Source organism: Pseudomonas oryzagri, assembly GCF_020831405.1.
GTDB lineage: Bacteria > Pseudomonadota > Gammaproteobacteria > Pseudomonadales > Pseudomonadaceae > Geopseudomonas > Geopseudomonas oryzagri.
In genome coordinates this window covers 18201-32405 of record NZ_JAJHPU010000041.1, presented here as the reverse complement: position 1 = coordinate 32405, position 14205 = coordinate 18201, and the positions used below count along the sequence as shown (strand labels likewise).

Below are 14205 nucleotides of genomic sequence, written 5' to 3'. Positions count from 1 at the left end.
CCTCAGCCGGTGCGGCTGCCGCGGGCCCGGTAGTCGCTCGGCGTGACGCCCAGCTGGCGGGTGAAGAAGCGCGTGAAGTAGCCGGGATCCTTGAAGCCCAGGCCATAGGCGATCTCGCCGATGCCCAGCCCGGTGTGCAGCAGCAGGCGCTTGGCCTCCTGCAACAGGCGCTCGAAGATCAGCCGCTTCGAGGACATCGCCGCCAGGTGCCGGCAGATGCGGTTGAGGCGCGCCTCGGCGACGCCCAGCGCCGCGGCGTACTGCGCCAGCGACCAGTGCTCGCGGTAGCGGGCCTCGATCAGCGCGGTGAAGCGGTGGAACACCAGCAGTTCGTCGCGCGGCACCGGCCAGTCCGCACAGGCCTGCTCGGCCAGGCGCAGCACGCAGGCGAAGATCAGCCGCACCAGCGCCTGCAGGTTCAGCTCGCGGCCGCCGCGCGCCTGCCCGGCCTCGCGGCGCAGCAGACCCAGCAGCAGTTCGAGGCTGGCCGCCTCCTCGGCCAATTCGCCTTCGAGGTCGCCCAGTTCGACGCACAGCGGCCGCGCGAGGCGCGGGTCCAGGCAGGCGGCGGGCATCCCCGCCTCGAACAGCCGCCAGACCAGCTGCTGGCGCACGGTCAGCACGTGGCCCTCGCAGTCGGCGTCGGTGACGAAGGCGTGCGGAACGCCCGGCGGCGTGAAGATCAGCAGCGGCCCCCGCACCCGGTACTGGCGGTCGTCGAGGTAGACGTGCGCCGCGCCGCTGTGCAGGTAGTGCAGCTGGTAGAGGCGGTCGTGACGATGCACCGCCACGCTGCGGCCGAAAACCGCAGACAGCCGGCTGTGCGCCGCGTACTGGACGTCGGCGTCCTGCTGGTGCTGGTCGAAACTCTGGCCAAGGTCGAGCAGCGGAATCGCGGCGAGGGGGGTGACGCTCAAGCGCGGCTCCTGGCTGGCGGGCTTTTTTTCAGACTGCCCGCGCCCGTGGCAAACGAAAAGAGCCTGGCCGCTGCCGCACTCCGGCTGGACGTCCGGCCCCGGACGGCGATTACACTGGCCCACCCCGACAACGCCGCCGGCGCACGAGAACGCACGACATGAGCGCATCCCCGACCGGCCAGCCCGCCAGCGGCTGGCTGCCCTCCCCCGCCCTGCTGGAGCTGGTGGACAGCCTCGGCGAGGAGCCGTTTCTCGACCGTTTCCTAGCCTGGGTCCACGCCGCGCTCGGCGCCGAGCAGTGCATGCTGTTCTTCTGCGCCGAGGACAAGCGCGTCACCACCCTGCTCTACAAGGACTTCGCCCAGGACGAGTCGGCCCGCGCCCTGGCCGAGTCCTACATCAGCGAACGCCGCTACATGCAGGACCCCAACTTCGCCCTGCTCAAGACCTGCGCGCCGGGGCAGCTGCACGTGCTGCACCTCGACCACCTCAGCCCGGAAATGCGCCCCGCCTATCGCCGGCGCTTCTTCGACGAGCCGGGCTTCAAGGACAAGCTGTCGATCATCCGCGGCCACGAATCGGGCAACTACTACCTCAACCTGTACCGGCGCAGCGGCCACTTCGCCGAGGTGCTGCGCCAGGCGGAGGACGAGGCCGGCGTCGCTCGACTGCTGAGCAGTCTGCTGGTCAAGCACTACCTGCTGAACAGGAAGATGCTCGCCCAAGGGCCGCTGGCCTTCCTCTCGCAGCGCGAGCAGCAGGTCTGCCAGGCGGTGCTGCAGGGCAAGAAGAACGAGCTGATCGCCGACGAACTGGGCGTGGCGCTGAACAGCGTGGTCACCTACCGCAAGCGCGCCTACGAGAAGCTCGGCATCTCGAGCCGCGCCCAGCTGTTCGCCCTGTGCCAGTAGCGCCCTGATCGGTCGGTCGATTTCGGCACCCATGGCGCCCTACGGCGTCGCCGCGCCATAACCCGGCCATGACTCGTCGCGGCGCCTGGTCTCGGAACCATGGTCATCCGAACTAGAGTCAACCAACCGCACAGGCCACTCGCTGTCCCCATTTTCGGGTGACAAGGCCCGCCGGCCGGGTCGCTTAACCTGAGCTCCTCAGCAGTGGTCCCCACTACAAGAATCGAGAGAGCCTGCCCATGAAACCCGAAAGCCACATCCAGCAAACCGGTCGCCCGTTCACCGGCGAGGAGTTCCTCGCCAGCCTGCGCGACGGTCGCGAGGTCTACTACGCCGGCGAGCGCGTCGCGGACGTCACCACCCACCCGGCGTTCCGCAACTCGGCGCAGACCGTGGCCTCTCTCTACGACGCCCTGCACGCCCCGGAAACCAAGGACAAGCTGTGCTGGGCGACCGACACCGGCAACGGCGGCTACACCCACAAGTTCTTCCGCTACGCACGCTCGCGCGAAGAAATGCTCGAACAGCGCGACGCCATCGCCGAGTGGGCGCGCATGAGCTACGGCTGGATGGGCCGCACCGCCGACTACAAGGCCGCCTTCGGCGACACCCTGGGCGCCAACCCGGAGTTCTACGGCCGCTTCGAAGGTAACGCGAAGACCTGGTACAAGCGCATCCAGGAAAACTGCCTGTACCTCAACCACGCCATCGTCAACCCGCCGATCGACCGCAACAAGTCCAGCGACTCGCTCAAGGACGTCTACGTCCACGTCACCCACGAGACCGCCGAGGGCATCTACGTCAACGGCGCCAAGGTGGTGGCCACCAACTCGGCGCTGACCCACTACAACTTCATCGGCCAGACCGCCGCCCAGGAAATCGGCGACGACCCGGACTTCGCGCTGCTGTTCATCACGCCGATGAACGCCAAGGGGGTCAAGCTGATCTCCCGCGTGTCCTACGAGAAGAACGCCACCGACACCGCCTCGCCGTTCGACTACCCGCTGTCCTCGCGCTTCGACGAGAACGACGCGATTCTGATCCTGGAAAACGTGTTCATCCCCTGGGAAGACGTGCTGATCTACAAGGACAAGCAGACGCTGGTGCAGTGGGGCTTCGCCGCCGGCTTCGGCCGCCTGTATCCGCTGCAGGCCTGCACCCGCTTCGCGGTCAAGCTGGACTTCCTCGCCGGCCTGCTCGAGCAGGTGCTGGAGTGCACCGGCGCCATCGATTTTCGCAGCGTGAGCGCCGAACTGGGCGAGGTAGTCGCCTGGCGCAACCTGTTCTGGTCGATCACCGACCACATGTGCCTGGCCGCCGAGGAGTGGAAGAACGGCGCCTACCTGCCGCCGACCGAATCGGCGTTCAACTACCGCACCTTCGCGCCGATGGCCTACGACAAGATCTTCCACATCGTGAAGACCACCGCGGCCAGCGGCCTGATCTACCTGCCGGGCAGCAACGTCGACCTGCAGAACCCCGAGCTCGACGCCGCCCTGGCCCGCTACTGCCGCGGCTCCGGCGACATCCCGCACACCGAGCGGATCAAGATCATGAAACTGATGTGGGACGCCATCGGTACCGAATTCGGCGGCCGCCACCACCTCTACGAGCTGAACTACGCCGGCACCGCCGACGCCATCCGCATCCAGTGCCTGGGCGCCGCCCGCGCCAGCGGCGAGATGCAGAAGATGCGCGCGCTGTCGCAGAAGTGCATGAGCGAGTACGACGTCGACGGCTGGAAGATTCCCGGGCTGAAGTAACCTCACTCCGTTCTACAAGAAGCCGGCCCCTGGGCCGGCTTCTTGCGTTTCGAGCCAAGCGAAATTGCTCGTGCAGCGGGGCGGGTCGCCGCGCGGTGGCACTTTTCACTCCGCTTGCGGAAGCTGAGCAACATCGCCCGAGCGCGCAGGACCAGACCCGTGCAGAATAATCGCCGCGCCCGGCGGGTCGTGTACCGGCGTGCCGGGCAACCGGCCGGATCGCCCAGACCTTCCGGGCCTGCAGAAACGAGTATCGTCGCGCTGGAACGCAAAAAGGCCGCTGTCACCAGCGGCCTTTCTATTGATCCTGTAGCTGCGCCGCACGCGGCGCGCGGCTCAGGCGGCGCGTTCGACGCGGCGGAACGCGCGGCTGAAGTACACCAGGCTGTCGCCCTCGGGGCGCACGTGGATGTCGTCCAGTTCGACCAGCAGCACCGAGTGGGTGCCGATTTCCTGGGCCTCGACGATGCGCCCCTGCAGGTTGGCCAGCGCGCCTTCCAGCACCGGCAGACCCTGGCTGCCGGTGGTCCACGGGTCGAGGGCGAAGCGCTCCTCCATGGCCACCCCGGTCATCCCGGCGAAGTGCTTGGCGGCCTCTTCCTGGGCGCCGGACAGCACGTTGACGCACAGCCGGCCGTTGGCCTTGAACACCGCGTTCATCGCGCTGTTGCGGTTGACGCAGACCATCACGGTCGGCGGCGTGTCGGTCACCGAACACACCGCGGTGGCGGTGATGCCGCAGCGGCCGGCCTCGCCGTCGCTGCTGACGATGTTCACCGCCGCGCTCATGTGCGCCATGGCGTTGCGGAAGGCGAGCTGATTCGGATCGAGCTGCTGCTGGGACATGATCGGTACTCCTGACGCAAGGGGTGAAGGCCCGCTACCGGCGGCCTGCGGCATCACTGCGGATGCTGTCGCCTGCATGCTCGCCGCCGTGGCGGTGCATGCCGATGGACGAATCATGAACATCACAACAAATTTGCAGAATGCCTTTTCCGCACTTTGCCTTGCACTTTTCGCAAAACGCCTTCGCCCATCCCCGGCGACCGGTATCCGCCCCCTCCCGCCGGCGAGCCGCCTGTTCCGCCGCCTGCCCGGCAGCGCCTGCCGACCACCGATGACTCCGATGCTAGGCGCTGGATTTTTGCCGGACTTGTCTGCCTGCGACCTGCAGTTGCCGTTCCCGGCATCGAAGGGCTTGCCTTGCCCCGCCGGCGGCGTGCTAGAGTGGAAAACATGAACTTGTTAACCAATTCCCGCGCCCGCTATTACGCCTATTACCGCACCTCACCGAGGCGGTAGGCGCGTGCACGCGACCCGATCCGCCTGAGGCGGACCGGATTGTTTTCCCCACAGTCTCCTCAGGCGTTTCGCCATTCCCCCCAAGGAGACTGCAATGCCCACGATCGACACCGACCTGCTCGCCCTGCTCGAAGAGCGCGGCTTCGTCCACCAGAGCACCGACGCCGACGGCCTGCGCGCCGCCCTGGCGCGCGGCCCGCTGACCGCCTACCTGGGCTTCGACGCCACCGCCGACAGCCTGCACGTCGGCCACCTGCAGGGCCTGATGCTGATGCGCTGGCTGCAGCAGGCCGGGCACAAGCCGCTGCTCTTGATCGGCGGCGCCACCACGCGGATCGGCGACCCGAGCTTTCGCGACAGCAGCCGGCCGATGCTGGACGAGGCGACCATCGCCGCCAACATGCGCGGGATCGCGAGCGCCTTCACCCGTTACCTGCGTCTGGGCGACGGTGCGCAGGACGCCACGGTAGTCGACAACGCCGACTGGCTGGACGGCCTCGGCTACCTGGAATTTCTCAACCGCGTCGGCCGCCACTTCAGCGTCAACCGCCTGCTGACCTTCGACGCGGTGCGCAGCCGCCTCGAGCACTCGCTGTCGTTCCAGGAGTTCGGCTACACCCTGCTGCAGGCCTACGACTTCACCGAGCTGGCGCGCCGCCACGGCTGCACCCTGCAGATCGGCGGCGCCGACCAGTGGGCCAACATCATCAACGGCGTCGAGCTGTCGCGCCGCCAGGACGGCCCGCAGCTGTACGGCCTGACCATGCCGCTGTTGACCACCAGCGACGGCCGCAAGATGGGCAAGTCGGCCCAAGGGGCGGTGTGGCTGAATGCCGAGCGCCTGGCGCCGTTCGACTTCTGGCAGTTCTGGCGCAACTGCGACGACCGCGACGTCGGCCGCTTCCTCGCCCTGTTCAGCGAACTGCCGATGGCCGAGGTGCGCCGCCTCGGCGCGCTGCAGGGCGCCGAACTGAACGAGGCGAAGATCGTGCTGGCCAACGAGGCCACCCGCCTGGCCCACGGCGCGCAAGCCGCCGCAGCGGCGGCCGACGCCGCGCGCGGGGTGTTCGACGGCGCCAGCGCCGCCGAGGGACTGCCGACCCTGTCGCTGACCGCCGAGCGCCTGGCCGCCGGGGTCAGCCTCGCCGAGCTGGCGGTGCAGGCCGGCCCGGCCGCATCGCGCATCGCCGCGCGGCGCCTGGCCGCCGACGGCGGCCTGCGTCTGGACGGCGCGGCGGTGAGCGACGCCGACCAGCTGCTGGCCGGCGATGGCACCGAATGGCGGCTGTCGGCCGGACGCAAGCAGCACGTGCGCATCGCCGTGGGCGACTGAGCAGGCCAGTCCCCGTGTGACACCCTGCGCAGCGCTCGCCGCGCAGGGTTGTCGTACCGCGCGCGGCGGGCGGAAAGATGCGCTCGCCCGGCAGTCCGCCATCGACGCCAGACGCTCACCTCGGCGCGCGCACGCCATGCCGCGACGGCCTGAACGAGGCTATGGAGTTCCCCGCTTGGAGGGTGCTACCTTGAAAAAAACGTCTTTCCGCACAGCACGGATGTCGGCCTGAGCCAAGGAATCCGGGGTATGGAGTTCCCGTTTTTCACCTTCCTCGGAGCAACACAATGCACACACAAGAGCTTGCTGCCGGCCCCCATCACGCCAAACCCGACGACTTCGACGCCTGGGCCGATGCCCTGACCACCTCGTGCGGCGCCTTCCACCCGGTGCGGTCGCGCGCCTTCGACCGCTACTCGTTCGTCGGCAAGGTGCTGCCGGTCACCGCTCCCGGCGCGCGCTCCACCTCCTACATCACCACCAATTGCGAGCACATCTACCGCCAGCGCAAGGACGTCAGCCGCGACGACCAGGACTTCTTCTACCTGGTCATGCAGCAGCGGGGCCGCGCGCGGATGTGCCAGAACGGCGAGGATGCCGACCTCGGCGTCGGCGACATGATCCTCCTGGACGTCAGCCAGCCCAGCGACTTCTACTACCAGGACCTCTCCCAGCAGCTGTCGATCATCCTGCCGCGCCATCTGCTCGACGACGTGTTCCGCCACAAGCCGGTCAGGAGCGGCCAGCGCATTCCCGGCGACCTCAAGGTCAGCCGGATGATCAGCCTGCTGGCCGCCTCCGCCCTGTCCCTCGAGGACCCCGAGCGCGAGGAGCAGCAGGCCTTTCTCGAGGCGCTCGCCGCCCTGCTCAAGCCGGTCGCCTGCGTCAGCGAGCTGGGCGACGCCCCGCAGCAGAACCACCATCTGCTACGCAAGGCGCTGGTCTTCATCGACGCCAGCCTCGCTCAGGGGCCCATCTCGGCGGCCGCGGTGGCCCGCGAGCTCTGCGTGTCCGAACGCACCCTGTACCGCCTGTTCGCCCAGGCCGGACTGAGCCTCAGCCGCCATATCCTCGACCGCCGCCTGGAGCGCTGCGCCATCAGCCTGGCGGAAAGCCGCGACGACCGGCCGATCGCGCTGATCGCCGACCGCGCCGGCTTCTCCGACCTGAGCCACTTCTCGCGCACCTTCAAGCAGAAGTACGGCGTCTCGCCGCGCCTCTACCGCCAGCGCAAGCTGGCCGACGATCGCGACGCCTGATCGGCGATTGCGCGCCCGCGCCGGCGCTCTGGCGGATCCGGTCAAGCAAATTGGCCGGATCGTGCAAAACATCCGCTGGCGTTTCTTCCATTCTTGTTCCCTACCAGCGGCCCGCTTTCGCGGCCGGCTGTACCCATGGTTTTGACGGGTCGCGAGGAGAACAACAATGACCAACGCAACCAACAACTCCCGTCGGCAGTTCATCAAGAACGCCGGCGTGCTCATGGCCACCAGCGCCCTGGCGGCCAATGCGATCGCCGCCGGCCAGGAGCGCGTCGAGAAGGGCCGCCAGGAACCACCCAAGCCGGGCGACCAGTTCGACGTGATCGTCATCGGCGGCGGCATGGCCGGCCTCACCGCGGCGCGCGACTGTGCCCTGCGCGGCATGAAGACCCTGGTGCTGGAGGCGCGCAACCGCATCGGCGGGCGCACCTTCACCAGCGAGTACGGCGGCAAGCACGTCGAACTGGGCGGCACCTGGATCCACTGGAGCCAGGGCTTCGTGTGGAACGAGGTGACCCGCTACGGCCTGGGCATCAAGGAGTCTCCGGGGGCGGCCGCCGACACCACCGCCTGGATCACCGAGGGCAAGCTGAAAAGCGCGCCGTCCATGGAGATCTGGCCGCAGATCGCCAAGGCCATGGCCGACTACTGCAACGTCGACCAGGCGGGCGGCCGCACGGTTTTCCCGCGCCCCTACGAGCCCTTCCTGGCCCGCGACAAGGCTCGCGAATGGGACAAGCTGTCGATGATCCAGCGTCTGGAGCAGATGAAGATCTCTCCGGAAATGCGCGACCTGCTCAATGCCAACTTCACCATCAACTGCCACAACGACCCCAGCCAGGGCGCGTTCATCGACATGCTGCGCTGGTGGTCGCTGGGCGACTACGACATGTTCCTGCTGTTCGACAAGCTCGCCCGCTACAAGATCGCCGAGGGCACCGGCGCGCTGGCCCACGCCATCATCGGCGACGGCGACGCGCAGCTGCTGCTGTCGACGCCGGTCAAGGCGGTCGCCAGCCAGGGTGGGCGCAACGTGGTCACCACCGCCAAGGGCGACAGCTACAGCGCCGGCGCGGTGATCTGCGCCGTACCGCTGAACGTGCTGTCGTCGATCGCCTTCACCCCCGGTCTGCCGGCGCAAAAGATGAAGGCGGCCGAGGCCGGCCATACCGGCAAGGGCGTCAAGTGCTACGTGCACATCAAGCAGAAGGTCGGCAAGTGGATCGGCATGGCGCCCTATCCGAACCCGATCACCATGATGTGGACCGAGCAGGAGCGCGACGACGGCACCCTGCTGGTGTGCTTCGGCCCGCCCGGCGGCCTCGACCAGAACAACGAGGAGCAGGTCCAGCAGGCGGTCCGCCAGCTGATCCCCGGCGCCGAGGTGGTCGCTGTGCTCGGCTACGAGTGGGCGGTCGACCCCTACTCCAATGGCACCTGGTGCTGGTACCGGCCGGGCATGCTCAGCGACAGCCTGGAAGCGTTGCGCGCCCCGCAGGGCTCGATCCACTTCGCCAGCGCCGACAGTTCCAACGGCTGGCGCGGCTTTATCGACGGCGCGATCCAGAGCGGCGTGGAAACCGCCCACAACGTGTTCAAGCAGCTCAACGGAGGCAAGGCATGATCCGCGCAGCTCTCCTCTTCGCCGCCCTGTGCGCCGCGACCTCGCACGCCCAGGCCGAAGCCAGCCTGGAACGCGGCCAGACGCTGTTCCAGACCAAGTGCGCGATCTGCCACAACAGCGAGGCGGCGGCCGGTCACGCGGTCGGCCCCAACCTGCACGGCGTGGTCGGCCGCAAGATCGGCTCGGCCGAGGGCTTCGGCTACTCCGCCGCGCTGGCCGGCTCGCCGGAAACCTGGACGCCCGAACGCCTCGACGCCTTCCTCGAGTCGCCAGCCGCCAACCGGCCCGGCACCGCCATGCCCTTCTCCGGCCTGAAGAAGGCCGAAGACCGCCAGGCGCTGATCCTCTTCCTGCAATCGCTGAGCACCAAGGAGTAAGCCGATGAACAAGTTCAACGCCGCCCTGGCGGGCCTGCTGCTGGCCGTCAGCAGCCAATGGGCGCTGGCCGATAGCCAGGCCGAGCTGACCCAGGCCCTGCGCGAGCGCCTCGACGTGGTGGAAACCAAGTGGGGCCAGAAGGATGCCGCCGGCATCGTCGCCGAGACCTACCTGCCGGAAACCGAGATCACCGGCGAGCAGAGCGCGCCGCTGTACACCGGGACGGCAAAACTCACCGAGCTGATCGAGACGCTGGTCAAGGACAGCAAGAGCGCCGACATCGCCCTCGACCGCGTCACCGCGCTGGGCAAGGATGCGGCCTACAGCTGGGTGACCTGGACGGTCGTGCCCAACCAGGGCGAGACCTTCAAGATGAAGAGCCTGTTCGTCTGGAAACAGACCCCGCAGGGCTGGCGCGTGGTGGCCGACATGTACGCCGCGGGCGAAATCCCGCCGCAGTAAGCCCGCCGCCCCACTCCTCCGACATTTCCCGCGCAGACCGCCGTCGGCAGGCCATGGCCTGGCGCGACGACGGCTGCGCGCGAATCGCGAATCGCTCCGCCAACCACAAGAAAGCGCCCGGCTACCGGACGCACACAAGGGGAAGCCTTTCATGCACAAACCGCACACCGGCCACTTGGCGCGGGCCATCCGCGCCGCCACCCTGCTGGGCCTGCTGGGCGGCAGCTCGGCAGGCTGGGCCGTCGAGCTGTACGCCCAGGGCGACAGCCAGCTCAACGCCGATCTCGAAGCCGCCTTCGGCCTGTTCCACAGCGCCGAGAGCTACGCGCAGTCCGGCACCCTGGATGAAGGCTCGGCCGACTGGCAGGAGGCTTACTTCAAGTACGGGGTAAGCGGCAGCCAGGGCCTGTCCGCCGCCGGCGACCAGCTCTACGGCAAGTTCAACTGGGTCAGCTCGGCCACCTTCGGCGACGGCGACGCCGCCGGCTGGAGCAACGGCAGCGAGCGCACCACCAAGATCGAGGACGCCTACCTGGGCTGGCGCTCCGGCCAGCGCTTCGCGGCCCTTGGCGAGAACGGCGTCGACCTGTCCTTCGGCCGGCAGAACATCGTGATCGGCGACGGCTTCCTGGTCTCCGGCGATGCCTTGAACCTCGGCGACGAAATCGCCGACGGCGTGCTCGATCGCGGCGGCGCCTACTACCTGACCGCGCGCAAGGCCTTCGACCGCACCGCCGTGCTGCGCCTGGGCGGCGAGCAGGGCCTGCGCGGCGACCTGATGTGGCTCAAATCCGACAACCGCGCCCAGGGCAAGGCCGAGCTGGCGGTCGCCACCCTGGAAAACGTGAGCGACAAGGGCACCGTGGGCCTGACCTACCTCGACGTGCTGGATACCGACGAGGAGTTCGACTTCGTCGGCCGCAAGGGCATCAGGACCTACAGCCTGCGCGGCCAGGGCAATGCCGGGGTCGACCAGCTGTTCCTCGCCGGCGAATACGCCCAGCAGGACAAGAACGGCGACGACGAGAACGCCTGGTATCTGGAGGCCGGCTGGACCTTCGCCGAGCTGCCCTGGTCGCCGACCGTCAACTACCGCTACAGCCGCTTTTCGGCGAGCTACGACCCGCTGTTCTACGGCAACGGCCGCGCGCTGGGCACCTGGTTCCAGGGCGAGGTGGCGTCCAACTACGCCGGGCCGTTCAACAACAACACGCAGGTCCACCACGTCGGCATCAAGGCCGCCCCGCTGGAGAACCTCAGCGTCGGCGCGCTGTTCTACGACTTCGCCACCCTGGAGACCGACAACCGCCTGAACCTGGACGGCCGCGAGCTGAACCTGTACGCCGAATGGGCGGTCGGCGAGCACCTGTTCGTGATGCCGCTGCTCGGCTTCTACAAGCCGGAGACGGACGCTGCCCATGGCGGCACCCAGCTCGGCAACGACGACAGCAACGTCTACGCCCAGCTGATCATGGCCACCACATTCTGAAGCCACCTGCCGCCGCCCCGCCGCGGGCGGCAGCACCTGCGGAGAAGACGGAAATGGGCATCTTCGACTGGAAACACTGGCTGGTGATCCTGCTGGTCGTCGGCCTGCTGTTCGGCGGCAAGCGCTTGAGGCACCTCGGCAGCGACCTGGGCGAGGCCGTCAAGGGCTTTCGCAAGTCGGTGGCGGACGCGGACGGCGCCGCCGCCGACAGCCAGGCGGAGGTGGCGGGCGAGGACACGCCGTCCCGTCTGCCGAACGGCGTGCGCCACCCCGTCAGCTGATCGCCTCCCTCCCCCGACCTGCGCCGCCGCCCTGGCGGCGCGGGCATTGCCGCGCCTTCACTGCCTCCCTCGCCTAACGAAGTCCTCCAGCTCGCCGGCCGCCGCTTCGTAGCGCTGCGCGGCGGCCTGCGCCAGCGCGCTGGCCTGCACGCTTTCCTGCTCGATCATATAGGCGAGGAAGGCGGCGTCTCCGCCATCCGCCGGCGCCGCGACCGCGCGCATGTCCGCCAGGTACTTGCCGGTGGCGCCGGCCAGCATGGCCAGGAAGCGCTCGGGGAACAGCCGGGCGAACAGGATCGAACCCCAGGCCTTGAGATCGACCAGCAGGCCGCCGCCGGCGAGACCATGACGCGCGGCGACCGGCGCATAGCGGGGCGCGTTGTAGCGCTCGAGGGCCACGTAGGCGGCCCAGAAGCGGCCCTGCGGGGTGCCGCGGTGGTGCTCGGCCAGGGCGCCGACCACCTGGCCGGCCAGCGCGCGGTTGTCCAGTTCGTGGGCCAGCGCGGCGCGGAACGCCGCGTCGCCGCCCTTCGCGGCCAGTGCGCCGCCGGCCAGGCCCAGCAGGGCGCACAGGGTGAGGATTCTCTTCATCGCAACTCCAGCGCGCCGCGCGCGCAAAAAAAAGCCCGCAACACCGCTGCCGGGGTGTTGCGGGCCAACCTCGTGTCTGTACACAAGAACCTCAAACGACCCGCCATCCATGGCGGTCCGGGCGGCGAGCGCGCAGGTGCCTAGCACGAAACCCGCGCACTCCAACCAGCCCGTACCTACAGCTCCCAAGTCACCGCGGCCCCTGGAGCCGCGTTGTCCGTACCTCCGCCCGCGGGCGAAATCTCAATAGGCGATGCACACCGACTTGAGCTCGGTGAACGCCTCCACCGCGCCGCGGCCGAACTCGCGGCCGATGCCCGACTGCTTGACCCCGCCGAACGGCAGGTTGGGGTCGAGCGGCACGTGGCTGTTGACCCAGACGATGCCCGACTCGATGCGCGGTACCAGGTCCATGGTCCGCCCCAGGTCGTTGGTCCACAGGCTGGCCGCCAGGCCGTACTGGCTGTCGTTGACCAGCGCCAGGGCGTCCTCGACGCTGTCGTAGGCCAGCACCGCCAGCACCGGGCCGAAGATTTCCTCGCGCGCCGCGGCCATGCCGTGGTCGACGCCGGCGAGCACCGTCGGCTCGACGAAGTAGCCCGGCAGCTGCGGGGCGGCGCCGCCGGTCACCACCTGGGCGCCCTGCGCGCGGGCCTTGTCCAGGTGGCCGAGCACGCTGGTCTGCTGCTTGCGCGAAACCAGCGGGTTGATCTGCGCGTTCGGGTCCATGCCCGGGCCGATACGCATGCCCTTGACCGCCGCGGCGAGCGCGTCGACGTAGTCCTGGTAGCGGGCGCGCGGCACGTAGATGCGCGAGGCGCCGGCGCACACCTGGCCCTGGTTGAGCAGGCCGCCGAGCAGCGCGCCGCTCACCACCTTGTCCAGGTCGGCGTCCTCGAGCACCAGCATCGGGTTCTTGCCGCCCAGTTCCAGGGAGAAGCGCGTCATGTTCTGCAGGGCGGCGGTGCCGATCTGCTTGCCGACCGCGGTGGAGCCGGTGAACGACACCTTGCTGACCAGCGGATGGGCGACCAGCGCAGCGCCGGCGATGGCGCCGCGGCCGAGCAGCACGTTGAACACCCCGGCCGGCACGCCCGCCTCGATGGCCAGCTCGGCCAGACGCAGGGCGGTCAGCGGGGTCTCGTCGGCCGGCTTGATGACGATGGTGCAGCCGGCGGCCAGCGCCGGGATCACCTTCCACAGGGCGATCATCAGCGGGAAGTTCCACGGCACGATGCCGGCCACCACGCCCACCGGCTCGCGGCGGGTGTAGGCGTTGTAGCGGGTGCCCGGCGGCACCGGGATCGACACGTCGAGGGTCTGCCCCTCGATCTTGGTCGCCCAGCCGGCCATGTAGCGCATGAACTCGACGGTGGCGCCGACCTCGATGGCCCGCGAGATGTGGATCGACTTGCCCTGGTTGAGGGTTTCCAGCTGGGCCAGTTCCTCGGCGTGCGCCTCCACCACGTCGGCGAAGCGCAGCAGGATGCGCTCGCGGTCGGCCGGGCGCAGGCCGCTCCACACCCTGGAGCGGAAGGCGCGGTGCGCCGAGGCGACGGCCTGCTCGACCTGCGCCTGGCCGCCCATCACCAGCTGGCTGAGCGGCTCGCCGCTGGCCGGGTTGAACGCCTCGATCACCTCGCCGGGGTGCTCGTCGATGCTGCAGCCGTCGATGAAGGACACATGCCGGCGGCGCAGGAAGGCGCTGACCTGCTCCAGGGGTTCGACCACGGTGGGGTTAGGCATGACGGTAACTCCGAATGAATGCACGTATCTGCGGCCCGCCCCGCGCATCGTGCGCCGGTGTCCGGGCGGAACGCCGCAAGGCGGCAGGCGCACGCTTCTCAAGGGGAGCGGCAAGGCCTGCGAGTTTCAATGGATAGTAGACCGCC

At 68.8% G+C, this 14205-nt stretch carries 13 protein-coding genes; 9 read left to right on the top strand and 4 right to left on the bottom strand.

From position 1 onward, the window contains the following. Positions 1–2 precede the first annotated feature (2 nt). Positions 3–917 (bottom strand): 4-hydroxyphenylacetate catabolism regulatory protein HpaA, encoded by a 915-nt coding sequence (gene hpaA / locus LMJ29_RS14285; RefSeq protein WP_229606183.1) that lies wholly within the window; start codon positions 915–917, stop codon positions 3–5. Between the two features lie 158 nt (positions 918–1075). Here hpaA and LMJ29_RS14280 point away from each other — a divergent pair, with 158 nt between their 5' ends. Next, the gene (locus LMJ29_RS14280; protein ID WP_229606182.1) at positions 1076–1828 is read left to right on the top strand and encodes a helix-turn-helix transcriptional regulator; all 753 of its coding nucleotides are present in this window, start codon (positions 1076–1078) and stop codon (positions 1826–1828) included. A 239-nt stretch (positions 1829–2067) separates the two neighbouring features. Beyond that, positions 2068–3591: a 4-hydroxyphenylacetate 3-hydroxylase N-terminal domain-containing protein gene (locus tag LMJ29_RS14275; protein ID WP_229606181.1), complete on the top strand. Its 1524-nt coding sequence runs from the start codon at positions 2068–2070 to the stop codon at positions 3589–3591. A 336-nt stretch (positions 3592–3927) separates the two neighbouring features. Here LMJ29_RS14275 and hpaC read toward each other — a convergent pair whose 3' ends face one another. After that, a complete protein-coding gene (gene hpaC / locus LMJ29_RS14270) occupies positions 3928–4437 on the bottom strand; it encodes a 4-hydroxyphenylacetate 3-monooxygenase, reductase component (protein ID WP_229606180.1) in 510 nt (169 codons plus the stop codon). Positions 4438–4987: 550 nt separating this feature from the next. Here hpaC and tyrS point away from each other — a divergent pair. From tyrS to tatA, 7 genes are all read left to right on the top strand, one after another. After that, the gene (gene tyrS / locus LMJ29_RS14265) at positions 4988–6226 is read left to right on the top strand and encodes a tyrosine--tRNA ligase (protein WP_229606179.1); all 1239 of its coding nucleotides are present in this window, start codon (positions 4988–4990) and stop codon (positions 6224–6226) included. 287 nt (positions 6227–6513) lie between these two features. Next, entirely contained in the window at positions 6514–7485 is a 972-nt protein-coding gene (gene feaR, locus LMJ29_RS14260; RefSeq protein WP_229606178.1) for a transcriptional regulator FeaR, read from the top strand. 166 nt (positions 7486–7651) lie between these two features. Next, positions 7652–9112, top strand: coding sequence for a flavin monoamine oxidase family protein (locus LMJ29_RS14255; RefSeq protein WP_229606177.1), 1461 nt, complete (start codon positions 7652–7654; stop codon positions 9110–9112). Next, positions 9109–9489, top strand: coding sequence for a c-type cytochrome (locus LMJ29_RS14250; protein WP_229606176.1), 381 nt, complete (start codon positions 9109–9111; stop codon positions 9487–9489). Before LMJ29_RS14255 ends, LMJ29_RS14250 begins: the two co-directional genes overlap by 4 nt. 4 nt (positions 9490–9493) lie before the next feature. Then, positions 9494–9952: a Cif family virulence factor gene (locus LMJ29_RS14245; RefSeq protein ID WP_229606175.1), complete on the top strand. Its 459-nt coding sequence runs from the start codon at positions 9494–9496 to the stop codon at positions 9950–9952. Between the two features lie 151 nt (positions 9953–10103). Next, positions 10104–11441 (top strand): alginate export family protein, encoded by a 1338-nt coding sequence (locus LMJ29_RS14240; protein ID WP_377657129.1) that lies wholly within the window; start codon positions 10104–10106, stop codon positions 11439–11441. Positions 11442–11494: 53 nt separating this feature from the next. After that, complete coding sequence (gene tatA / locus LMJ29_RS21035) at positions 11495–11722, top strand: twin-arginine translocase TatA/TatE family subunit (protein WP_319942227.1); 228 nt, start codon at positions 11495–11497, stop codon at positions 11720–11722. 57 nt (positions 11723–11779) lie between these two features. Here the strand turns inward: tatA and LMJ29_RS14230 are convergent, their stop codons facing one another. Continuing rightward, entirely contained in the window at positions 11780–12313 is a 534-nt protein-coding gene (locus LMJ29_RS14230) for a hypothetical protein (protein ID WP_229606174.1), read from the bottom strand. A gap of 243 nt (positions 12314–12556) precedes the next feature. Next, the gene (locus LMJ29_RS14225; RefSeq protein WP_229606173.1) at positions 12557–14059 is read right to left on the bottom strand and encodes an aldehyde dehydrogenase family protein; all 1503 of its coding nucleotides are present in this window, start codon (positions 14057–14059) and stop codon (positions 12557–12559) included. Between the last annotated feature and the right edge of the window lie 146 nt (positions 14060–14205).

Coding starts and splice junctions, on each gene's coding strand:
- LMJ29_RS14280 (WP_229606182.1), top strand. CDS start 1,076: ATGAGCGCATCCCCGACCGGCCAGCCCGCCAGCGGCTGGCTGCCCTCC.
- LMJ29_RS14275 (WP_229606181.1), top strand. CDS start 2,068: ATGAAACCCGAAAGCCACATCCAGCAAACCGGTCGCCCGTTCACCGGC.
- hpaC (WP_229606180.1), bottom strand. CDS start 4,437: ATGTCCCAGCAGCAGCTCGATCCGAATCAGCTCGCCTTCCGCAACGCC.
- tyrS (WP_229606179.1), top strand. CDS start 4,988: ATGCCCACGATCGACACCGACCTGCTCGCCCTGCTCGAAGAGCGCGGC.
- feaR (WP_229606178.1), top strand. CDS start 6,514: ATGCACACACAAGAGCTTGCTGCCGGCCCCCATCACGCCAAACCCGAC.
- LMJ29_RS14255 (WP_229606177.1), top strand. CDS start 7,652: ATGACCAACGCAACCAACAACTCCCGTCGGCAGTTCATCAAGAACGCC.
- LMJ29_RS14250 (WP_229606176.1), top strand. CDS start 9,109: ATGATCCGCGCAGCTCTCCTCTTCGCCGCCCTGTGCGCCGCGACCTCG.
- LMJ29_RS14245 (WP_229606175.1), top strand. CDS start 9,494: ATGAACAAGTTCAACGCCGCCCTGGCGGGCCTGCTGCTGGCCGTCAGC.
- LMJ29_RS14240 (WP_377657129.1), top strand. CDS start 10,104: ATGCACAAACCGCACACCGGCCACTTGGCGCGGGCCATCCGCGCCGCC.
- tatA (WP_319942227.1), top strand. CDS start 11,495: ATGGGCATCTTCGACTGGAAACACTGGCTGGTGATCCTGCTGGTCGTC.
- LMJ29_RS14230 (WP_229606174.1), bottom strand. CDS start 12,313: ATGAAGAGAATCCTCACCCTGTGCGCCCTGCTGGGCCTGGCCGGCGGC.
- LMJ29_RS14225 (WP_229606173.1), bottom strand. CDS start 14,059: ATGCCTAACCCCACCGTGGTCGAACCCCTGGAGCAGGTCAGCGCCTTC.